This window comes from Pseudomonas sp. 32A (assembly GCF_052682255.1).
The window spans coordinates 5460558-5482913 of the sequence record NZ_JBQYLY010000001.1 but is presented as its reverse complement, the minus strand read 5'-3'; the positions used below and the strand labels follow the sequence as shown (position 1 = coordinate 5482913).

Below are 22356 nucleotides of genomic sequence, written 5' to 3'. Positions count from 1 at the left end.
GACTGGTCGCCTTGACTATCGGCAAATCAGTGTTACAACCAATAGAACCCACAGTGGGTAAAAAAGGTCCGCGCAGTCAACCTTATTTATTCGGGTTAGGACGGATAAACTGGATGATACTCCAGTGATGGAGTCTGGTGCAGAGGGATATGGGCATGGCGAGCGGTAAGGTCAAGTGGTTCAACAATGCCAAGGGTTACGGCTTCATCAACGAAGACGACAAGACTGACGACCTATTTGCGCATTACTCCGCCATCCAAATGGATGGCTACAAGACACTAAAGGCAGGGCAACCGGTTCTCTTCGATATCATTCAGGGACCCAAAGGCTTGCACGCGGTGAATATCAGCGCTCCAGTCAGCGCCAGCACAGCTAAAGAAAACGTCGCTCAACAATCACAAAAACACCCGGCCCGATCAGCCGCTGGGCAAACGCTCTAAAAAAACCGGCCATCAGGGCCGGTTTTTTATGCCTGCTTACCAGCCTACATATGCGAAATCAGCGCATCCCCGAACGCCGACGACGACAGCAGCTTGGCGCCGTCCATCAAGCGATGGAAGTCATAGGTCACCGTCTTGGCCGAAATGGCGCCATTGGTGCCCTTGATGATCAGGTCGGCCGCTTCGGTCCAGCCCATGTGTCGCAGCATCATTTCCGCCGACAGGATCAGCGAACCCGGGTTGACCTGGTCCTTGCCGGCATACTTCGGCGCGGTACCGTGAGTGGCTTCAAACATTGCCACCGTGTCGGACAGGTTGGCACCCGGCGCAATACCGATGCCACCCACTTCCGCTGCCAGGGCGTCGGACAGATAGTCGCCGTTAAGGTTAAGGGTGGCGATCACGTCATATTCCGCCGGGCGTAGCAGGATCTGCTGGAGCATCGCATCGGCAATCGCGTCCTTGACCACCACATTCTTGCCGGTGCGCGGGTTCTTGAATTGCATCCACGGCCCGCCATCCAGCAGGGTCGCGCCGAACTCTTCGGCCGCCACTTCGTAGGCCCATTCCTTGAAGGCACCTTCGGTGAACTTCATGATGTTGCCTTTGTGCACGATGGTCAGCGAGTCGCGATCGTTATCCACGACATACTGCAAGGCCTTGCGCGCCAGACGCTTGGTGCCTTCCAGGGACACCGGCTTGATGCCGATCCCGCAGTTCTGGTCGAAACGGATCTTGGTGACACCCATCTCTTCTTTCAGGAACTTGATGACCTTGATCGCTTCCGGGGAGCCGGCCTTCCACTCGATACCGGCGTAAATATCCTCGGAGTTCTCGCGGAAGATGGTCATGTCCACATCGCCCGGCTTCTTGACCGGGCTTGGCACGCCTTCGAACCAGCGCACCGGGCGCAGGCACACATAAAGGTCGAGTTGTTGGCGCAGGGCCACGTTCAGCGAACGGATGCCGCCACCGACCGGAGTGGTCAGCGGGCCCTTGATGGAAACCACGTAATCCTTGACCGCATCCAGGGTTTCCTGGGGCAGCCAGGTGTCCTGGTCGTAAACTTGAGTGGCCTTTTCGCCGGCATAAACCTCCATCCAGGAGATCTTGCGCTTGCCGCCATAAGCCTTGTTAACAGCTGCATCGACAACCTTGATCATCACCGGGCTGATGTCGACGCCAATACCGTCACCCTCAATAAAAGGAATGATCGGGTTGTCAGGAACATTGAGAGAATGGTCTGCATTGACGGTGATTTTGTCGCCGACTGCCGGAACCTGAATCTTCTTGTATCCCATGCTGAACTCCATCTATGGATTAAACATCTGGCTGCGTTCGAGCCTACTCCAGATAAATGAGGACTGAAACCTCAGGCCCTGCACATTTGCGTCGAAAACAGCACATTTAGCGGCCTACAAGCTTGAAAGCAAAGGGAAAAGCGCCAATCTTGAGCACATCATGCGACTTTAGGCGTAACCCGCTGCCTGCGACCTTTAGACCAATGGACGACACACCTTTTGTATGAAGGCTCGGCGTAAGCATAGCGACCTATGTATAATGCCGCCGCTGACCAAAGAGTCACGACGGCCGACCGCTCTAGACAGACGCCCTCCGCCAGAAAAGCCGAGCTACTACAGTAGCTCACCCGCTTGACGCTCGACTGATGCAACCCAACATCACCGCGAAGAAACTTCGACATTTCGCTCATGGATGACTTTGAACGAACGCGCTTTACCCGGCGCATCTCGAGTTTCTGCGCATGCTTTCAGCAAAGAAGAGAGTTAATCCGAATATGCCCACCCGCTCGAAGATCATCTACACCTTCACCGACGAAGCACCAGCCCTCGCCACCTATTCACTGCTGCCTATCGTAGAGGCCTTCACCGCTTCCGCTGATATTGCCGTGGAAACCCGCGACATTTCCCTGGCCGCGCGCATCCTCGCAAGCTTCCCCGAGCAACTGGGCGCCAAGGCCGTGCCGGACCACCTCGCCGAACTGGGCGACCTGGCCGTAACCCCTGAAGCCAACATCATCAAGCTGCCGAACATCAGCGCTTCGACCCCTCAGCTGCAGGCTGCCATCAAGGAACTGCAAGCCCAGGGCTTCGACCTGCCGGACTACCCGGAAACCGTAACCACCGACGCGGAAAAAGAAACCCGTGCACGTTACGACAAGGTCAAGGGCAGCGCCGTGAACCCGGTACTGCGCGAAGGCAACTCCGATCGCCGCGCACCGCTGTCGGTCAAGAACTACGCACGCAAGCACCCGCACAAAATGGGCGCCTGGGCTGCCGACTCCAAGTCCCACGTTGCCCACATGAGCAACGGCGACTTCTACGGCAGCGAGAAAGCCGTACAGATCGAAGGCGCTGATGCCGTCAAGATCGAACTGATCGCCAAGGACGGTACCGCTACCGTCCTGAAAGAAAAAACCAGCGTACAGGCTGGCGAGATCATCGACAGTGCCGTGCTGAGCAAAAAAGCCCTGCGCAGCTTCATCGCCGCTGAAATCGAAGACGCCAAGAAACAAGGCGTACTGCTGTCGGTTCACCTGAAAGCCACCATGATGAAGGTCTCCGACCCGATCATGTTCGGCCAGATCGTTGCCGAGTTCTATAAAGAAGCGCTGGCCAAGCACGCTGTCGTGCTGGAGCAGATCGGCTTCAACCTGAACAACGGCATCGGCGACCTGTACGCTCGCATCAAGGCCCTGCCGGCCGATCAGCAAGCGCAGATCGAAGCCGACATCCAGGCGGTATACGCCGCTCGCCCTTCCCTGGCGATGGTCAACTCCGACAAAGGCATCACCAACCTGCACGTGCCGAGCGACGTCATCGTCGACGCCTCGATGCCTGCCATGATCCGTGACTCCGGCAAAATGTGGGGCACCGACGGCCAGCTGCACGACACCAAGGCTGTGATCCCGGATCGCTGCTACGCCACCATCTACCAGGCAGTGATCGAAGACTGCAAGGCCAACGGCGCCTTCGACCCAACCACCATGGGCAGCGTGCCAAACGTTGGCCTGATGGCGAAAAAAGCCGAAGAGTACGGCTCCCACGACAAGACCTTCCAGATCAAGGCTGACGGCGTAGTCCGCGTCACCGACAGCAAGGGCAACCTGCTGATGGAACAGGCCGTTGAAACCGGCGACATCTTCCGCATGTGCCAGACCAAAGACGCGCCGATCCAGGACTGGGTCAAACTGGCCGTCAACCGTGCCCGCGCCAGCAACACCCCGGCCATTTTCTGGCTGGACCCACAGCGCGCACACGATGGCGTCGTGGTCGAGAAAGTTCAGGCTTACCTGAAAGACCACAACACCGAAGGCCTGGACATCCGCATCATGGCGCCGGTCGACGCGATGAAGTTCACCCTGGAGCGCACCCGCAAGGGCCTGGACACCATCTCGGTGACCGGCAACGTATTGCGCGACTACCTGACTGACCTGTTCCCGATCATGGAACTGGGCACCAGCGCCAAGATGCTGTCGATCGTGCCGCTGATGAACGGTGGCGGCCTGTTCGAAACCGGCGCCGGCGGTTCGGCTCCGAAGCACGTACAGCAACTGGTTGAAGAAAACTTCCTGCGCTGGGATTCCCTGGGCGAGTTCCTGGCCCTGGCCGCGTCCCTCGAGCATTTGGGTGTGAACTACAACAACCCGAAAGCCCTGGTACTGTCCAAGACCCTGGACCAGGCCACCGGCCAGTTCCTCGACAACAACAAGTCGCCATCGCGCAAAGTCGGCAACATCGACAACCGCGGCAGCCACTTCTACCTGGCGCTGTACTGGACTCAAGCCCTGGCCGCCCAGACCGAAGACACTGCACTGCAAGCGCAGTTTGGCGAACTGGCCAAGACCCTGACTGCGAACGAGGCAACCATCGTTGCCGAGCTCAACGCCGTTCAGGGCAAGCCAGTGGACATCGGTGGCTACTACGCACCGAACGCCGAACTGACCAGTAAGGCCATGCGCCCAAGCGCCACCCTCAACGCGGCAATCGCTGCGCTGGTGTAAGGTTGTAAGGATGCAAAGAAGCCCCGGCCCTGTGCCGGGGTTTCTGTTTCTGGACATGGCGCTTTTATTGAAGAAACCCAATCAAAAGGTGGGAGCGGGCTTGCTCGCGAAAGCAGTGGGCCAGTCAATATCTCTTTAACTGACACGCCGTATTCGCGAGCAAGCCCGCTCCCACACTGAATGCAATCGCGCCTGAACACAGCGTTACACCTTGAATCGAGGCACTTTATGACCTGGCTACCTCACATCACCGTCGCCACCATCGTCGAAGACAACGGCCGCTTCCTGATGGTCGAAGAGCTCAAGGGCGGCCGCGCCGTGCTGAACCAGCCCGCCGGCCACCTGGACCCGAATGAAACCCTGACCGAGGCCGCCGTGCGCGAAACCCTCGAAGAAACCGGCTGGGACGTCGAAGCCACCGGGATTGTCGGGATTTACCTGTACACCGCTCCCAGCAATGGCGTGACCTATCAGCGCGTGTGCTTCACCGCCAAGGCCCTGAAACATCACCCGGACTACCCACTGGACGACGGTATCGTGCGCGCTCGCTGGCTGACTCGCGACGAATTGATAACCCTGCGCGAAGACTGGCGCAGCGAGCTGATTATCCGCTGCATCGACGATTATCTGGCCGGCCAACGCCACAGCCTCGAATTGATCCGCCCTTCTCTTTAGCCTTGCAGACGCGAGCCTGCTAGAATCGCGTCCTTTTTAAAGACTCCCGTTGAAATCCTATGCGTGATCCAGCCCCTTCTGACACACAAAAGAAGCGCGTCATCGTCGGTATGTCCGGCGGCGTGGATTCTTCCGTTTCCGCCGTTCTGCTCATGGAGCAGGGTTATGAGGTGGAAGGCCTGTTCATGAAGAACTGGGAAGAAGACGATGGAACGGAATATTGCACCGCCATGGACGACCTGGCGGATGCCCAGGCCGTCTGTGACAAAATCGGCATCAAGCTGCACACCGCGAACTTCGCCGCCGAGTACTGGGACAACGTGTTCGAGCACTTCCTGGCCGAATACAAGGCCGGTCGCACGCCGAACCCGGACATCCTGTGTAACCGCGAGATCAAGTTCAAGGCGTTCCTCGACTACGCGATGATCCTTGGCGCCGACCTGATTGCCACTGGCCACTACGTGCGCCGTCGCGACATCGATGGCCGCACCGAACTGCTCAAGGGCCTGGACGCCAACAAGGACCAGAGCTACTTCCTGCACGCCGTCGGCGGCGAACAGATCGCCAAGACCCTGTTCCCGGTGGGCGAGTTGGAAAAGCCCGAAGTACGCGCCATTGCCGAGAAACACGGCCTGGCCACCGCCAAGAAGAAGGATTCCACCGGAATCTGCTTTATCGGCGAGCGCCGTTTCAGCGACTTCCTCAAGCAGTACCTGCCGGCGCAACCGGGCGAGATCAAGACCACCGAAGGCGAGATCATCGGCCGTCACCACGGCTTGATGTACCACACCATCGGCCAGCGCCAGGGCCTCGGCATCGGCGGCCTGAAAGACGCGGGCGAAGAGCCGTGGTATGTATTGGTCAAGGACCTGGAGCACAACGAGTTGATCGTGGGCCAGGGTAATGACCACCCATGGCTGTTCTCCCGCGCCCTGCTTGCTTCGGACATCTACTGGGTCAACCCGGTGGACCTCAGCAGCCCGCGCCGCCTGACCGCCAAGGTTCGCTATCGCCAGAGCGATCAGCCCTGCACCCTGGAAAAAACCGCCAGCGGCTATCGCGCCACCTTCGACGACCCGCAGCGCGCCGTAACGCCTGGCCAATCGGTAGTGTTCTACGACGGAGAGATTTGCCTGGGGGGCGGCGTGATCGAAGTTGCCGAACCCTGGAGCAGCCAGGCATGAGCCCGACCCAGGAGCAATTGACGGCACTGGGCGGCGTGTTTCTCGCTGCGGTGCTGGTGGACAAGATCGCCAAGACCGGCCAGGTCACCGAGGCAGGCCTGACCTGCATGCTCGGCAGCCTGCTGATCCGCGACCCGAAGGACACCCTCGAAGTGTACGGCGGCGACGACCTGGCCCTGCGTGAAGGTTATCGCGCGCTGGTCGGCGCCCTGGAGCGCGACCCGAGCACCTTGCAGCGCGAGCCGCTGCGCTACGCGCTGTCGATGCTCGGCCTCGAGCGTCAATTGGCCAAACGCGATGATTTGCTGGAAACCATCGGCAAGCGCCTGCCGCAGATTCAGTCTCAGGTCGAACATTTCGGCCCGGCCCACGAAAACGTGATCGCCGCCTGTGGCGCGCTGTACCAGGACACCCTGAGCACCTTGCGCCAGCGGATCCAGGTGCACGGTGACATGCGCAACCTGCAACAACCGAACAACGCCTCGAAAATCCGCGCCCTGCTGCTGGCCGGTATTCGTTCGGCGCGGTTGTGGCGCCAGTTGGGCGGTCATCGCTGGCAGTTGGTCATCAGCCGTCGCAAATTACTGAAAGAGCTTTACCCGTTGATGCGCAACGAATAAGTCGCAGCAACCGATTTTTTTATAGCCCCACGCGTAATACGCCGGTCAGTTGGCAACGGACCGGCGGATTTTTTCATGTATGATACGCGCCCCATTTCGTTGCCCGACTGTCCGAGAACACCCCATGCAGCTTTCTTCGCTCACTGCGGTTTCCCCTGTTGACGGCCGCTACGCCGGCAAAACCCAGGCCCTGCGCCCTATTTTCAGCGAATACGGTTTGATCCGTGCTCGTGTTCTGGTTGAAGTGCGCTGGCTCCAGCGCCTGGCCGCTCACCCTGGCATCAGCGAAGTACCGGCGTTCTCCGCCGAAGCCAACGCGGTGCTGAACGCCCTGGCGGAAAACTTCGCTCTGGAGCACGCCGAGCGTGTCAAAGAGATCGAGCGCACCACCAACCACGACGTAAAAGCCATCGAGTACCTGCTCAAAGAGCAAGCGGCCAAGCTGCCGGAACTGGCTAAAGTCAGCGAGTTCATCCACTTTGCCTGCACCAGCGAGGACATCAACAACCTGTCCCACGCCTTGATGCTGCGCGAAGGCCGTGATGATGTGATGCTGCCACTGATGCGCCAGACTGCCGACGCTATCCGCGAATTGGCCATCCGTTTCGCCGACGTACCGATGCTGTCGCGCACCCACGGCCAGCCGGCTTCGCCGACCACGTTGGGCAAAGAACTGGCCAACGTGGTGTACCGCCTGGAGCGCCAGATCGCTCAAGTGGCCGCCGTGCCGCTGCTGGGCAAGATCAACGGCGCCGTAGGCAACTACAACGCCCACCTGTCGGCCTACCCTGAGATCGACTGGGAAGAAAACGCCCGCGCCTTCATCGAAGACGAGCTGGGCCTGGGCTTCAACCCGTACACCACGCAGATCGAACCCCACGACTACATCGCCGAGCTGTTCGACGCCATTGCACGCTTCAACACCATCCTGATCGACTTCGATCGCGATATCTGGGGCTACATCTCCCTGGGCTACTTCAAGCAGCGCACCATCGCCGGCGAAATCGGTTCGTCGACCATGCCGCACAAGGTCAACCCGATCGACTTCGAAAACTCCGAAGGCAACCTCGGGATCGCCAACGCCCTGTTCCAGCACCTGGCCAGCAAGTTGCCGATCTCCCGCTGGCAGCGCGACCTGACCGACTCCACCGTACTGCGCAACCTCGGCGTGGGCTTTGCTCACAGCGTGATCGCGTACGAAGCCAGCCTCAAAGGCATCAGCAAACTGGAGCTCAACGCGCAGAAGATCGCCGCTGACCTGGACGCTTGCTGGGAAGTTTTGGCCGAGCCGATCCAGACCGTGATGCGCCGCTACAACATCGAAAACCCGTACGAGAAGCTCAAAGAGCTGACCCGCGGTAAGGGCATCACCTCTGAAGCGTTGCAAACTTTCATCGACGGCCTGGACATGCCAGCCGCCGCCAAGGCTGAGCTGAAACTGCTCACCCCGGCTAACTACATCGGCAACGCTGTGGCCCAAGCCAAACGCATCTGATAGCTGCTTGACCCTTTGAGACGCCCGGCAGCGCCGGGCGTTTTTATTCCCGTCTGAAAAGTGCTTTTTTTCAATAGGTTACACATGAATCCTGATATTCCTCTTCAACTTCTGGGCGGCATCACGGCACGCGAGTTCCTGCGCGACTACTGGCAGAAAAAACCGCTGCTGATCCGCCAGGCCATTCCTGATTTCGAAAGCCCGATCGACGCCGACGAACTGGCCGGCCTGGCGCTGGAAGAAGAAGTCGAGTCGCGCCTGATCATCGAACACGGCGAACGCCCGTGGGAGTTGCGTCGCGGCCCTTTCGCCGAAGATGCCTTCAGCACCCTGCCCGAGCGTGAGTGGACCCTGCTGGTGCAGGCCGTCGACCAGTTCGTGCCGGAAGTGGCTGAACTGCTGGAAAACTTCCGTTTCCTGCCGAGCTGGCGCATCGATGATGTGATGATCAGCTACGCCGCCCCGGGTGGCAGCGTGGGCCCGCACTTCGACAACTACGACGTGTTCCTGCTGCAAGGTTCCGGCAAGCGCAACTGGAAGATCGGCCAGATGTGCAACTCCGAAAGCCCGCTGCTGCAGCACGCCGACCTGCGCATCCTCGCCGAATTCGAAGAAACCGCCGAATGGGTGCTGGAACCGGGCGACATGCTCTACCTGCCGCCACGCCTGGCCCACTGTGGTGTGGCCGTGGATGATTGCATGACGTACTCCGTAGGCTTCCGCGCCCCGAGCGCGGCTGAAGTGCTGACCCACTTCACCGACTTCCTCAGCCAGTACCTGACTGACGAAGAGCGCTACACCGACGCCGACGCCCAGCCGGTCAGCGACCCGCACCAGATCCAGGCCGACGCCCTCGACCGCCTGAAGAGCCTGCTGGCCGAACACATGAGCGACGAGCGCATGCTGCTGACCTGGTTCGGCCAGTTCATGACCGAGCCGCGCTACCCGGAACTGGTCGCCGGCCCGGAAGTGGAAGAAGAAGACCTGCTGGGCAGCCTGCAAGACGGCGCCGTGCTGATCCGCAACCCAAGCGCACGCCTGGCCTGGTCCGAAGTGGACGACGACCTGCTGCTGTTCGCCAGCGGCCAGAGCCGCCTGTTGCCGGGCAAGCTGCGGGAACTGCTGAAGCTGGTGTGCGCCGCCGACGCATTGCACATCGACAATCTCGGCCCATGGCTGGCGGACGAAGATGGCTGCGCCCTGCTGTGGGAACTGGTCAAGCAAGGGAGCCTGGGGTTTGCCGATGAATAGAATTCACGTAAGTGTCGCGGACTGGCAAAAGGATATCGCCGAGATACGGCGCATTCGTGAAGCGGTATTTATCGCTGAACAATCGGTTCCACCGGAGCTGGAATGGGATGCTGACGACGCGGGTGCCGTGCATTTCCTGGCGTTCGAAGGCGACTTCCCCATCGGCACCGCCCGCCTGTTGCCTACCGGTGAGATCGGGCGTGTGTCGGTCCTCAAGGACTGGCGCGGCCTGAAGGTCGGCGACAAGCTGATGGAAGCCGTGATCGGCGAGGCCGAGAAACGCGGCCAGACCCGGCAGATCCTCAGTGCACAGGTCCACGCCGCGCCGTTTTATGAGCGCCTGGGCTTCAAGATTGTCAGCGATGAGTTCCTGGAAGTCGGGATTCCTCACGTTGATATGGTGCGCGAGGGCTGATCCGAGACCGCGCCGCGCCCTTCGCGAGCAAGCCCGCTCCCACATTCGATCCAGTACATCCTTGGAATGCGATCAAATGTGGGAGCGGGCTTGCTCGCGAAGGCGCCATCAGCAACACCTCAAAAGGCCCTGCCATCCACCGATGCCAGGGCCTTTTGCCGTCTAGGATTCAACTTGCACCCCGCCAGGCCGACAAACTGGCACTATCAAGCCTAATGACTCGCAGAGATAACGGACATGTCCCTACGCACCCTGCTCACTACTTTGCTCCTGGCCACCAGCTTCTCGGTGATGGCCGCCACCGAAGTCGTGCCCCTGAGCAACCGCACCAGCGCTGACCTGTTGCCCGTCGCGCAAAACTTTATCGGCAAGGACGGCACCGTCAGCGCCTACGGCAACCAACTGATCGTGAATGCCGAACCCGACAAGATCCAGGGCCTGCGCGCCTTGCTTGCGCAACTGGACACGCCTTCCAAACGCCTGCTGATCACCGTCGACACCAACGAGAACAACCAACAAAGCAACGGCAACAATCAAACTCAGATCATCACCTACAGCACCGAGAGCCGCGACGGTGGGATCCAGCAGATCCAGGCCAGCGAAGGCGTGCCCGCGTTGATCCAGGTCGGCCAGAGCGTGCCGCTCACCACCACCCAGCCTGATGCCTACGGCCGCCCGCAGAACCAGACGCAGTATCGCAACGTGACTCAGGGCTTCTACGTCACCGCCAGCGTCACCGGTGAGACCGTTCACCTGAGCATCAGTACCAATCGTGACCGCATGAGCCAGGAACGTCCCGATGTAGTGAACGTGCAAAGTACCGACACAACCGTCAGCGGACGCTTGGGCGAGTGGATCACTCTGGCCGGGGTCAATCGCCAGACCCAGGCCGACAAAAGCACTACAACCCGCAGCTACTCTACTCAGGGGCGCGATGACCTGACCTTGCGGGTCAAAGTCGAGACCCTGAACTGAAGCACCGAAAACTGACTGCCGAGTCGTATTAGACTAAAGATGTAGTGCTTGAAAAAAAGCACTACAAAACATTTGACGATCCAAAAAAGCATGGGCATGATGGCCTCGCTCCCGCTAATCAGGGGCCCTGGCAAGGGCCTTCGGATCGTCGCTCTAAGCTACCCACCTGAGCCGATTCGTGTCTGTACCGCCCACAAGGTGTGTTTGACGAGGTTGCGACTGGAACGAAGTTGTCCCGAGGGACGGAAGCTAACCAGGTAACCCGGCAACACACTGATGGATCGTACAAAGGCCCACGATGCCTGAAGACCGTTCGCAGTTCGCCCTTACCTGCTCAACTCCCCCGCTCGATACTCGTTCATCCCGTCGCCTTCCCCGCCAAACCTGACTTGACCGCCTAAGCTTCTGGTCAGCGAGCAGCCATTCCCACGCAACGATTGCGCGGCTGGCAAATGGAATTTTCCACCTAGACCTATGCGACGAGGTTTTTCCCCATGGCACTGACACGCGAACAGCAAATTGCAGCCCTTGAAAAAGATTGGGCTGAAAACCCACGCTGGAAAGGCGTGACCCGCGCTTATTCCGCTGCTGACGTCGTCCGCCTGCGTGGCTCGGTTCAACCTGAGCACACTTTTGCAAAACTCGGCGCCGAGAAGCTGTGGAAGCTGGTCACCCAGGGGGCCAAGCCGTCCTTCCGCCCAGAGAAAGATTTCGTCAACTGCATGGGCGCCCTGACCGGGGGCCAAGCGGTTCAACAGGTAAAAGCCGGTATCCAGGCGATCTACCTGTCCGGCTGGCAAGTGGCAGCGGACAACAACTCCGCTGAATCCATGTACCCCGACCAATCGCTGTACCCGGTGGACTCCGTACCAACCGTGGTCAAGCGCATCAACAACTCGTTCCGCCGCGCCGACCAGATCCAGTGGAAAGCCGGTAAAGGCCCGGGCGACGAAGGCTACATCGACTACTTCGCGCCGATCGTTGCAGACGCTGAAGCGGGTTTCGGCGGCGTACTGAACGCCTACGAGCTGATGAAGAGCATGATCGAGGCAGGTGCTGCCGGCGTTCACTTCGAAGACCAGCTTGCATCGGTGAAGAAATGCGGCCACATGGGCGGCAAGGTACTGGTTCCAACCCAGGAAGCTGTTCAAAAGCTGACGGCTGCTCGTCTGGCTGCTGACGTTGCTGGCACTCCGACCATCATCCTGGCCCGTACCGATGCCAACGCGGCTGACCTGCTGACCTCGGATTGCGACCCGTACGACCAGCCGTTCGTGACTGGCGAACGTACCCAGGAAGGCTTCTATAAAGTGCGCGCCGGCCTCGACCAGGCGATCGCTCGCGGCCTGGCCTACGCGCCGTACGCCGACCTGATCTGGTGCGAAACTGCCAAGCCGGACCTGGACGAAGCTCGCCGCTTTGCCGAAGCCATCAAGAAGGAATACCCGGACCAACTGCTGTCCTACAACTGCTCGCCTTCTTTCAACTGGAAGAAGAACCTGGACGACGCGACCATCGCCAAGTTCCAGCGCGAACTGTCTGCCATGGGCTACAAGCACCAATTCATCACCCTGGCCGGCATTCACAACATGTGGCACAGCATGTTCAACCTGGCGCACGACTACGCCCGCAACGACATGACTGCCTACGTGAAGCTGCAGGAGCAGGAATTCGCTGACGCCGCCAAGGGTTACACCTTTGTGGCGCACCAGCAGGAAGTGGGCACCGGTTACTTCGACGACATGACCACCGTGATCCAGGGCGGCACCTCGTCCGTGACTGCGCTGACCGGTTCGACCGAAGAAGAGCAGTTCCACTAAGTACTGAGTACACGGCCACTGCGGCCCCAAGGAAGACCTAACCGCAGTGCCGCACGATCTGACGCCCCGACTGGTTCGGGGCGTTTTTTTTTGCAACAGTTTTATCCTGCACGGTATGACCGCCGTCAAACGGCACTGGGCAGGCAGATACGCCACTCTGCGCGCCCTGCAACGCTGAATGACGACCAACTAAACATGCCCACTGGCGAAGAAAACGGGCAAAATTGCCACCTTATAGAATGGAGTGAAGGTATGAAGTTGCTCAAAGGCGTAATTCTGGGTGCAGTGCTGCTTATCGTCAGCGCCGGCGCGCTGGGGCTTTTCTACGTCCTCCCTCAACACGAGGTGGTGCTGATCACCGGAGGCGAGGTCAAGCGGGTCGATCACGATGGCGTGATCAATGCCGAGAACCCGGCTGATGGCCCGACCCGAGACGTTTACTTCATCAACACCGAGCACCCTGACACCAAAGACGTCATGGTCTACCGCAATGAAGACACCGGCTGGTCGTTCCCGTGGTATTTCAAGTTCGACTCTGCGGACATTCAGGCCAAGGCCCAGGGTTACTCTCGCAACGCTGAACAGCTGGCGCTCATTCGGTACTACGGGTGGCGCATCAAGATATTGTCGGTGTTCCCGAACGTCACCGACATTGAAGCGACCAACAGCCGTGAAGAACCCTTCCCGCTGTTCAATACGGTGTTCCTGAGCCTCATTGCACTGGTGCTTATTGTCGTAGCGGTGTTCATCAAGCGCCGCCTGAAGCGGCGTCATCAGACGGTCGTTAGTTGACCCCAGTCCTGATTGCTTAAACGGCAGACAAGAAAAAGCCCCGCTCGAAAGACGGGGCTTTTTATTAACCCGATGGGTTAGCCAATGCTAACGCCGTGGGCTTCAGCCAGAGGCTTCAGGCCACCAGCAAAACCCTGACCGATCGCCTTGAACTTGAACTCTTCGCCGCTGCGATAAAGCTCGCCGAAGATCATCGCCGTTTCAGTCGAAGCGTCTTCGCTCAGATCGAAACGCGCCAGCTCTTTACCGTCAGCCTTGTTCACCACACGAATAAAGCTGTTGGCAACCTGACCGAAGGTCTGTTTGCGGGTTTCGGAGTCGTGAATGGTGACGGCAAATACCAGCTTCTTCACCAGCGGGGCCAGGGAAGTCAGCTTTACGGTCACTTGTTCATCGTCGCCTTCGCCGGCACCGGAGCGGTTATCGCCCATGTGCTCGACGGAACCGTCAGCCGACTTCTTGTTGTTGTAGAAAATGAAGCTGTTGTCGTCGAGCACCTTGCCGTTTTCACCTACGACGAAAACCGATGCATCGAGGTCGAACTCGGTGCCGTCCGTGACACGAGGATCCCAGCCCAGACCTACAACTACTTCGGTCAACCCGGGGGCTTCTTTGGACAGCGATACGTTGCCGCCTTTGGAAAGACTTACAGCCATGATTAATTTCCTTGTTCTGGACGTGGGGGTTAGAAGCTCATGCCGTACGAGTTGGCCACTGCTTTCAGGCCACCTGCGAAGCCCGAACCAACGGCGCGGAATTTCCACTCGCCGTTGTTACGGTAAAGCTCGGCAAAGATCATCGCGGTTTCGGTAGAGGCATCTTCAGCAAGGTCATAACGAACAATTTCAGCACCGCTGATCTCGTTTACGACGCGAATGAACGAGCCGCCGACCTGACCGAAATTCTGCTTGCGAGCGTCTGCATCGTGAATCGTGACGGTGAACGCGATCTTGTCGATATCCGCAGGAACGCGGCTCAGATCAACTTTCAACACTTCATCGTCGCCATCGCCGGCACCGGTGCGGTTGTCGCCGGTGTGCTCAATGGAACCGTCAGCGCTTTTGAGCTGGTTGTAGAAAATAAAGTCGGCGTCGCTGCGTACTTTGCCGTTGGCACCCAGCAGGAATGCGCTGGCGTCCAAGTCAAACTCAGTCCCGTCAGTCGCGCGCGGATCCCAGCCCAGACCGATCAGAATCTTGGTCAGTGTCGGGTCGGTCTTCGAAAGAGACAGGTTGCCGCCTTTTTGAAGGGTCAGTGCCATGAGTACAACTCCTTGTGGGTAATCTGTTTGAAATTACGATTTTTCGACTTCGACTTCTTCCTTTTGGGGGAAGATCACGCTGGCAAAAATACCGATGGCCAGTACAACGACAACAATGATCAAGCTGGTGTTCGGATCAATGTTGTAGCCGTGATGGAAAATATGGTCTGTCGCATTCAAGCCAAGTTTTACGGCAATGAAGAACAGCAGTGCGATGACCGCTTTTTCCAGGTGAACCAGGTAGCGCTTCAAGGCTTCCAGCACGAAGTACATGGTCCGCAGGCCGAGAATGGCGAAGAGCATTGCCGAGAACACGATCAATGGCTCACGGCTCACCGCGATAACTGCCGGTACAGAGTCAAACGCAAACAGCACGTCGGAGACTTCCATCACCACCAGGCAGAGGAACAGCGGGGTCGCGAACAAACCGCCTTTGGCGGCCAACGACATCCCGGCGTTTTCCGGCTTGGTCAGTTCGGCTTCCAGGGTCTTGCGCCGTACAAAGAAGGCATGACCGTGGAGTTTCGGCCACACCGGGAACAGTTTCTTGGCGAAACGGTAAGCGATGTGTTGGGAGTAATCCTCTTCTTCTTCGTCATCGCCGCCGCTGCGCAGCATCATGACGGCAGTCCAGGCGACGATGAGAGCGAAGACCACTTCGACCCACGGCCCCAGGGCCAACAGTCCGGTACCAATGGCAACGAAGATCAGGCGGAACACGATCGCGCCGAGGATGCCCCAGTACAGTACGCGGTGACGCAGACCATTGGGCACCTTGAACCAGGCAAAGATCGCCATGAACACGAACAGGTTGTCCACGCTCAGCACTTTTTCAAGGGCATAGCCGGTGATGAACAGCGTGGCGACTTCCGAACCGTGCTCGACGTACAGGAATCCTGCAAAAGCGAACGAGATGAGAATCCAGAATATCGACCAGGCCGACGCACGCGCCAGGCTGATGGGCTGGTCGCCACGGTGGGTAAACATGTCGAGTACCATCGCGCCAATCGCCAATGCTACAAACACGGCAATGGTCAGCGGGGGGAAACCCAGGTGGCTAACTTCCACAGTAATGTTCCTTTAGAGTTCAAAGTCAGCTGGGGGGAGACCCAGCTCGAGACAGATCAGGCGGCAAACGGCTTTTTCTTTTTCGTCGAAATCACCGTCCGACGCGCCAATGGCACAAGCGACACGAACGAGCAAACGACCGGCCCCGTCCTTGCCTTTGATCTTGCTGATGTTTTTCAGGGCTTCGGCCTGACCGATCTGGAAGTCGAATTCGAACTTGGCACACGCGTCGTTGAAGACCTTGATGACGTCGGTCAGGTTGAACACTTTCAGTTCGGGCGAGTTGCTGATGAACCCCGCCATCTTGGTTTTTTCTGCGGAGGTGACTTCACCATCGGCCGCCGCGACCATAGCGCAGCTGTTGGCGACAGCTTCCATGAACTCCCTGTTCTTGAACTTGCTCACCTCGGTGGTCAACTTCTCGCGGGCCAGCGCCGCATTCGTTTTCAGCCATGACAACATGTTGTTCACCTCAAGGGCGGGCCGGTCTGGCCCGCCGTATTCAATTGCAATTGGATAACCGGGTTACTTGGAACCTGCCGCCCAGCGCATACCCCAGCCGTAAGCCTTGTCCATCAGCGAATGACCCTTGTGGAAATCAACGCGGCGGCTCACCTTGACGCTGCCACCGACGTTTTCCAGCAGGGCGATTGCACACATACCCAGGCGACCACCTTCTTCATTCAGGCGAACCTCGATAGGTGGCTGACCCGGGACATGGATAGTCACCACGCCATCGGTTTCCCGCCAGTTCGGGGCGCCTTCATAAATGAAGGCGAACACCAGGACCCGTCGAATCTCGCTCCAGTGCTTACCGTTGATGTGCAGCCATTCGCCATCGCTGACGGCGCCGGTACGGTCATCACCTTTGAGTTGAATGTAGGGGTCGTAATCCAGCTCGCCGAAGCAATTGCCCAGCGCCTGAACGACGCCCTTGGAACCGTCCTGCAACTCGTAAAGGCACCCGACATCCAGGTCAATGGCGTTGTTACGCGAGAAGAAACCGCCACCCCCCTTGCCTTTGTTCCAGTTCAGGTTGACCTTGATTTCGCCAAAGCCGTCAGCGGTTTTTTCCAGACTGATGGACGAGCGAGTCTTGTCGAGGGTAATTTTGCTGAGGCTGACCGATGGCTTCGGCGCCGCTGCCGGAGCAGGCACGGGTGCTGGCGCTGGAGCCGCGGGTGCAGGCGCCGCGACTTCAACACCAAAGTGCTGGGCCAACGGCTCCAGGCCACCTGCAAAACCCTGGGCTACACAGCGAAACTTCCACTCACCCTGGCGACGATAGAACTCACCCAGGATCAGTGCGGTCTCTTTCATGCCTGCGGTAGGTATCTGCGCCTCAATGCCGCCGGAAACAGTCAGCGCGAGATGAGACACACGGTCGAAGCTGGCCTTGTTCTCATAGATCGTTGCGGTCAACGCGACTTTCTCGACTGCCGCTTCAAGGCGCGACAGGTCAAGCGTGAACACCGCGCTACCGGCCGAGGACTCGGTCATTTGCACCGCGCCACCCAGCACATTGGTCTGCCCGTAGAAACACATATCGGTGTCGCCACGGACCTTTCCAGCGGCCCCCAGGACAAACGCAGACACGTCGATATCAGCGCCCGGAATGGCCGAGTAGCTGATATCCACCCGTACCTGGCCGGTGGCGACCGGCGCGTTTGCGCCTGGCCCCAAGGTCGTCATGACCGCACTGCCTGGATGGCCAGGTTGACCAGGTCGTCAGCTGTGCGGCCGTTGGTGACTTGACCGATAGCCTTGAATTCCCAGCCGCCGGCTTCGCGCACCAGGCTTGCCATGACCACACCGGTATGACTGCCCTTTTCGGACAGATTGAAGCGCGCCAGTTCGGTCTTGTTGCTCGCGTTGACGATACGGCAGTAGGCGTTGGCAATTTTTTCGAAGTTTTGACCCGTGAAACTGTTCACGGTGAACACCAGCGATTTGACCGTGGCCGGCAGGCGCTGCAGGTCAACGTTGATGGTTTCATCGTCGCCATCGCCTTCGCCGGTGCGGTTGTCGCCGGAATGCTTGATCGAGCCATCGCGCGATTGCAATTGGCGGAACCACACCAGGTCCACTGGCTGAAGGTCGGCATCGAACAGGATGCAGGAGGCATCCAGGTCGATCTCACCACTGTTGCCCATCAACCGCCCCAGGAACCCGGCTTTCTCCGGATCCCAGCCCAGTCCGAGGCTGATCGCTGTAAGGCCGCCACCGCCCGCGGTTTTTTCCAGGGAGATTGTTTGGTTTTTAGTCAGAGTCAGGGCCATCGGTACGCTCCTTGTTAATCGTCGTTTTCTGGTGTGTACGGTTGTTGTCTTCAGCCATGCAGGCGGCCATTGGTTTCAGGACAAAAGCAGGTATGCCCTGAGTCATCGGCCGGCCTCGGCGAGACGAATCGGTTGTTCGGTGTGGCTGGTCTCCACATGCCTGACGCCATGCCATTTGGCACGCTCAAGGATATTGGTCGCCCATTTGAGATGAGTCGCTGGTTCGCACATCGCGTCATTGTGTTTGAAAACAGCTGGCGCGATCTCGTTCAGCATTAATTTGGCACAATTTAAATCCTCAACACTGACACGCAGGCTGTCCTGGATAGTGTTGATCTGGCTCGGGTGAATCGCCGTCTTACCCACCAAACCATGAGCAATATCAAGGCCCAGCTCTTCCAGCAGCAGGTGCGGTGTGGCCAGTTGCTCGAACACCGGCGCCGTCAGGGCAAACCCTTGGGAGCCCATGACGCCGGCCAACATCGGGATCACATACCCCATGGGTGTGTTGTACAGCGTCATGTCCGGGTTACGCCTCAACCCCAGGCAACCCAGCAAGTCATTGCCACCGATGCGCAGCGCGATGATGCGCTGCGCCAGTGTTTCGTTGAGCGCCGTCCCCAGCTCGACCATTGCCTGCGGATTGAAGACTTCCCGGGTTTCCAGGGTCGGCATCAGCAGCATCTGCGGGTTGGTAACCGCCAACTCCCACGCACGCAGGTTGGACAGGCTCAATTTGGGCACGACAAAGCCGTCGACATGAGCCATCAGCGGCCAATCGTTCAGCACCGCCGCCATCTGCCAGTCGCGCGGGCGCACAAACAGCATCGGCCCGTCTTCCGACCGGCCGCCCTGCTGCTCAATGGCGCTCAACAACCGATGCAGGTTGCGCAGGGCGGTGTCGACGTCGATTTCGGCAACCGCGTCCTCAAGACACACCACCATAGAGCGCAGTTGAGGCAGCTTCTTGCGAAACACCACCTCGAGAATGTCCTCACGGGTGGCCGGCATATAGAGCGTGGCACCCAGGGCGTAAGGCGATATTTTCTTCATCAGCTCAAGCTCCGGATGACGGTCACTGCACGGTAGGGGCCAAGGGCGGCCCCCACCTCCTCAACCGTCACACCGGCCCGCTCGGTCAGGTGCATCAGCAGTTGGACGTCCGGATCGCTGCGATCACGCACCAGCACCTGGTCCGGCACTCGGCGCAATACGGCGCGGGTAGCCTCGGCGATACCCGGCTTTACCCGGTTCAAATTGGTAATGCCAAAACGCTTGGCAATGACGTCGATCACGTCCAGCGCCGCCGACTGCAACTCAGTGCGCTGCGCTTGCGTCCATGCAGACGCTGGCGCGACGGCAGGCAATGCCCGGCGTGCGGCCTCGATCCGGTTCACAAAGTCGCGGGTCACATCGTGCTCATTCAGGTGGTCGTAGACCACACACCCATGCAGCCCGCCCTCGGCGGGCCAGATGGAGCGCGAAACCAGACCGGAAACCGTGGCGCCCAGGATGCCCGATGGAATCACCCAGTCTTCAGCGGACGCCGCCAGCCAGGCGCGCCCGCATGGATCGGCGAGTACCACAAGGCGTGGCTGCTCCGGGAACCGCGCATCGCCGTTGAGGCTGCGCTGGATTTCGCCGGAGATTGCGCCCTTTCCGGTCCAACCATCCACAAACACGATGTTTTCGGCGCCCTGAGCGGCGATCACGGCCTCCAGGGCAACTTTGTCGATGCCACGGTCACGCACGATACTGATGCCGTAATGATGGGCATCACGCCCCAGATCCAGCAGAGCACGGCGCAGCAGCACGCCCAAGGGAAGGCCCGCGCGAACGAACGACACGAGCGCAATCGATGGCCCCTTGCAAGCCTGGTCCAGGGCCAGGGCCAAGGACTGAACGTCACCGGCCATCCTGCCCGCGTTTTGCTGCATCGCCCGCTGGTACAGCTCTTTGTGCACCTCGGTAGGCGCCGACTCCTGGCTGATCATCTCCGAGTAATGCTTTTGTCTGGTCTGGATCAGGCGCTCTTTCTCATGGACATCCGTCACTTCAATCTCGACGGGCTGCAGCAGGAACAGCACGTCTTCGGCCTGGTAGCTCCCGCTACCGACCGTGGTCAAATGGGCGAAGGCATCACGCATGGATCATCGCCTCCACGACTTTTGCCAGTTGGCTATTGGCCGGCGTTGCCCAGAAGTTGCATTCGTTCATAAAACCCAGGTCAGTCACGCTGTCGCCAAACCCCAACACCGGGCGTTCGCCGTGAGTGGCACGGTCTCGACGCAGCAGTTCCTGGACCGCATGGCGCTTGGCCAGGCCATTGGGCAGGAACGCGAGGTTGTTACCGTTGCCGTGAATATGCATGCCTTCCACAAGGCCGCGGGCCTGCACTTCTGCCAGTACCTTCTGCAGCACCGAGTCGTCGGACTCGTTGTGCTTGGTCACGACGTAGTTGAGCAGGCCTTGCTCTTCGACCACCCAGCCGCGCAGGGAAAAGCCCATTTCCTCGCCGATCGCCAAGGTTGCCGCGCTGAGCGCAGGCAAACGGCTTTGATAGGCGGCGAGCACCTCAGTCATCTGCCCATGCCAATCCCGGTCCAACGTCCCGTCGGGCTGAAGAATCACCCCACCGTGGGAACACACTGCCCCTGCGACAAAGGGCAATTGCACGCGGCTGTAGGCTTCCACGCTGCGCGCGGTGACCGGAACCACATCGGCCGATTCCAGCAACCACTCCACAAAACTTTTCTGCACTGCACTCATGTAACCGTTGGGCTGCCCATCGACATCCAGCGTCGCCGTATGCCGGGCACTGCCTTCGGGCATCTTGCGAGCCGTCTGGAACAACGTGTCATCCAGGTCTATGAGGATCAGGGGGCGCTTACTGCTCATCGACGATGACCTCTGCGTTCAATGCATCTATCAACGATTGCGGAACCGCCTGGGCTGGTGTTTCGCTACAGATCAACACCCGGTCGAATTGGCCCGGCCGCACGTTGTAAAGAAAATTGGGGATGCCCAGGCCATAGTTGTCGGAGAACGACAACGCGTGGCCGATCTCATGCCCCAGGGCAATCGGCGAGCGCGTGGTGGAGCTGAAATGAACGTCGCCCCCCGCCTGTTCAAGGCGCTCGGCCAACAGGAACGGGCGCCACACGAATTCCCCGGTGCCTACCACGAGAATCCGTTCGCCCGGCTTCACCTGAATATCCGTTGCAAGCGTGTCATCCACATGACAAACGCCCAGACGCCCCCAATCGTTGCGCGGATCAATCGGCCAGTCGCCCACCGCCACCGCCCCGACATCCGGCATGTGCGGCAGCGGCGCGCTCACATCTTCAAGGAAGCGGTACGTGCCCTGAAGCAGCGACACCTCATCGGCCGTCTCGCCCAGGACCTTGCGCACGGCCCCTTGGGACCAATCGGTAAGCACGCACGTCACCACCCGCTCGACCTTGCTCAGCCCGGCCTCGATAAGCGCCCGGTGCAGATTGATAAACGTCTTGCCGGTAGAGGCCTCGTCGTCCACCAGCACCAGAGAACGCGCCTGGTGCATCAGTTCGCGGATAGCGGGATCGGTTGGCTGATGGATCAAGTGCGCACTGGCGTGACTGTGCTCCTCCTCGAAGCGGGCAAACATTTCATTCCCCACTGGATGCCGGGTGCTCACCAGATAGACGGTGTCCTGGCGGGTCCTGCTGTACATGCGGTGCACGCCGGCGCCCAGGCCCACGGCGGTCTCGGCCATGCCGATCACCAGCACCGGCCCGGGCAAATCTGCGGGAATCTTCGCGGCGAGACTTGCGTAACTGGCCTGCATCGCCGATGGGCGCACAGGGATATGCTTGCCCAGCACCCGCGATACAAACAGGAACGCGCGCTTTGGGTTGCGGCGTTCCGCGAATCCGAATAGTGATTCGGGTTCGAAGGCCGACTGGTCTATATCAACCTCCATCAACCCGCGCTGGAGCTGCGCGCTGAGTCGGCGTGTTGATGTTTTTAGTGCTGCGGATTCCATGTACGACATTCCTAAAAGAGGCGTTTAGTGAGTGCG

General features: G+C 59.3%; 22 protein-coding genes. 11 read left to right on the top strand and 11 right to left on the bottom strand.

Annotated features, from left to right (window positions below):
* The first annotated feature begins 149 nt into the window (after positions 1–149).
* Entirely contained in the window at positions 150–440 is a 291-nt protein-coding gene (gene cspD, locus ACUN0G_RS25005; protein WP_445574556.1) for a cold shock domain-containing protein CspD, read from the top strand.
* 44 nt (positions 441–484) lie between these two features.
* Here the strand turns inward: cspD and icd are convergent, their stop codons facing one another.
* On the bottom strand, positions 485–1741 hold the full coding sequence (gene icd, locus ACUN0G_RS25000) for an NADP-dependent isocitrate dehydrogenase (protein WP_003219599.1): 1257 nt from the start codon (positions 1739–1741) through the stop codon (positions 485–487).
* A gap of 494 nt (positions 1742–2235) precedes the next feature.
* Here icd and ACUN0G_RS24995 point away from each other — a divergent pair, with 494 nt between their 5' ends.
* The 10 genes from ACUN0G_RS24995 (at position 2236) to ACUN0G_RS24950 (ending at position 13688) form a co-directional block, all read left to right on the top strand.
* Entirely contained in the window at positions 2236–4461 is a 2226-nt protein-coding gene (locus tag ACUN0G_RS24995) for an NADP-dependent isocitrate dehydrogenase (RefSeq protein ID WP_445574555.1), read from the top strand.
* Positions 4462–4689: 228 nt separating this feature from the next.
* Positions 4690–5136, top strand: coding sequence for an NUDIX hydrolase (locus tag ACUN0G_RS24990; protein ID WP_177026322.1), 447 nt, complete (start codon positions 4690–4692; stop codon positions 5134–5136).
* A gap of 59 nt (positions 5137–5195) precedes the next feature.
* Positions 5196–6320, top strand: a complete 1125-nt coding sequence (mnmA, locus tag ACUN0G_RS24985; protein ID WP_258346722.1) for a tRNA 2-thiouridine(34) synthase MnmA — start codon at positions 5196–5198, stop codon at positions 6318–6320.
* Positions 6317–6940, top strand: a complete 624-nt coding sequence (gene hflD, locus ACUN0G_RS24980) for a high frequency lysogenization protein HflD (RefSeq protein WP_010172715.1) — start codon at positions 6317–6319, stop codon at positions 6938–6940. The genes mnmA and hflD overlap by 4 nt, the downstream gene beginning before the upstream one ends.
* A gap of 124 nt (positions 6941–7064) precedes the next feature.
* Entirely contained in the window at positions 7065–8435 is a 1371-nt protein-coding gene (gene purB / locus ACUN0G_RS24975; RefSeq protein WP_017479511.1) for an adenylosuccinate lyase, read from the top strand.
* A gap of 84 nt (positions 8436–8519) precedes the next feature.
* Complete coding sequence (locus tag ACUN0G_RS24970; RefSeq protein ID WP_063031419.1) at positions 8520–9686, top strand: ribosomal protein uL16 3-hydroxylase; 1167 nt, start codon at positions 8520–8522, stop codon at positions 9684–9686.
* The gene (locus ACUN0G_RS24965; RefSeq protein ID WP_219273151.1) at positions 9679–10101 is read left to right on the top strand and encodes a GNAT family N-acetyltransferase; all 423 of its coding nucleotides are present in this window, start codon (positions 9679–9681) and stop codon (positions 10099–10101) included. The genes ACUN0G_RS24970 and ACUN0G_RS24965 overlap by 8 nt, the downstream gene beginning before the upstream one ends.
* Positions 10102–10338: 237 nt before the next feature.
* The gene (locus ACUN0G_RS24960) at positions 10339–11076 is read left to right on the top strand and encodes a secretin N-terminal domain-containing protein (RefSeq protein WP_445574554.1); all 738 of its coding nucleotides are present in this window, start codon (positions 10339–10341) and stop codon (positions 11074–11076) included.
* A 494-nt stretch (positions 11077–11570) separates the two neighbouring features.
* Entirely contained in the window at positions 11571–12896 is a 1326-nt protein-coding gene (aceA, locus tag ACUN0G_RS24955; protein WP_003219577.1) for an isocitrate lyase, read from the top strand.
* Between the two features lie 252 nt (positions 12897–13148).
* Positions 13149–13688 (top strand): DUF1523 family protein, encoded by a 540-nt coding sequence (locus ACUN0G_RS24950; RefSeq protein WP_421523128.1) that lies wholly within the window; start codon positions 13149–13151, stop codon positions 13686–13688.
* A gap of 77 nt (positions 13689–13765) precedes the next feature.
* On the opposite strand, the gene ACUN0G_RS24945 is transcribed toward ACUN0G_RS24950, so the two are convergent.
* From ACUN0G_RS24945 to ACUN0G_RS24900, 10 genes are all read right to left on the bottom strand, one after another.
* The gene (locus tag ACUN0G_RS24945; protein ID WP_258346726.1) at positions 13766–14344 is read right to left on the bottom strand and encodes a TerD family protein; all 579 of its coding nucleotides are present in this window, start codon (positions 14342–14344) and stop codon (positions 13766–13768) included.
* A 29-nt stretch (positions 14345–14373) separates the two neighbouring features.
* The gene (locus ACUN0G_RS24940) at positions 14374–14949 is read right to left on the bottom strand and encodes a TerD family protein (RefSeq protein ID WP_076016769.1); all 576 of its coding nucleotides are present in this window, start codon (positions 14947–14949) and stop codon (positions 14374–14376) included.
* A 33-nt stretch (positions 14950–14982) separates the two neighbouring features.
* Positions 14983–16017: a TerC/Alx family metal homeostasis membrane protein gene (locus ACUN0G_RS24935; RefSeq protein ID WP_421523129.1), complete on the bottom strand. Its 1035-nt coding sequence runs from the start codon at positions 16015–16017 to the stop codon at positions 14983–14985.
* A 12-nt stretch (positions 16018–16029) separates the two neighbouring features.
* Positions 16030–16479 carry a tellurite resistance TerB family protein gene (locus tag ACUN0G_RS24930; RefSeq protein ID WP_076016767.1) on the bottom strand — a complete coding sequence of 150 codons (450 nt, stop codon included), beginning with the start codon at positions 16477–16479 and terminating at the stop codon, positions 16030–16032.
* 63 nt (positions 16480–16542) lie between these two features.
* The gene (locus ACUN0G_RS24925; RefSeq protein ID WP_445574553.1) at positions 16543–17709 is read right to left on the bottom strand and encodes a TerD family protein; all 1167 of its coding nucleotides are present in this window, start codon (positions 17707–17709) and stop codon (positions 16543–16545) included.
* Complete coding sequence (locus ACUN0G_RS24920; RefSeq protein WP_258346729.1) at positions 17706–18296, bottom strand: TerD family protein; 591 nt, start codon at positions 18294–18296, stop codon at positions 17706–17708. Before ACUN0G_RS24920 ends, ACUN0G_RS24925 begins: the two co-directional genes overlap by 4 nt.
* Positions 18297–18398: 102 nt before the next feature.
* A complete protein-coding gene (locus ACUN0G_RS24915; protein ID WP_258346730.1) occupies positions 18399–19349 on the bottom strand; it encodes an HpcH/HpaI aldolase/citrate lyase family protein in 951 nt (316 codons plus the stop codon).
* Complete coding sequence (locus tag ACUN0G_RS24910) at positions 19349–20443, bottom strand: cysteine protease StiP domain-containing protein (RefSeq protein WP_445574552.1); 1095 nt, start codon at positions 20441–20443, stop codon at positions 19349–19351. The genes ACUN0G_RS24915 and ACUN0G_RS24910 overlap by 1 nt, the downstream gene beginning before the upstream one ends.
* A complete protein-coding gene (locus tag ACUN0G_RS24905) occupies positions 20436–21194 on the bottom strand; it encodes an HAD family hydrolase (protein WP_421551268.1) in 759 nt (252 codons plus the stop codon). The genes ACUN0G_RS24910 and ACUN0G_RS24905 overlap by 8 nt, the downstream gene beginning before the upstream one ends.
* The gene (locus ACUN0G_RS24900; protein WP_445574551.1) at positions 21184–22320 is read right to left on the bottom strand and encodes a phosphoribosyltransferase domain-containing protein; all 1137 of its coding nucleotides are present in this window, start codon (positions 22318–22320) and stop codon (positions 21184–21186) included. The genes ACUN0G_RS24905 and ACUN0G_RS24900 overlap by 11 nt, the downstream gene beginning before the upstream one ends.
* Between the last annotated feature and the right edge of the window lie 36 nt (positions 22321–22356).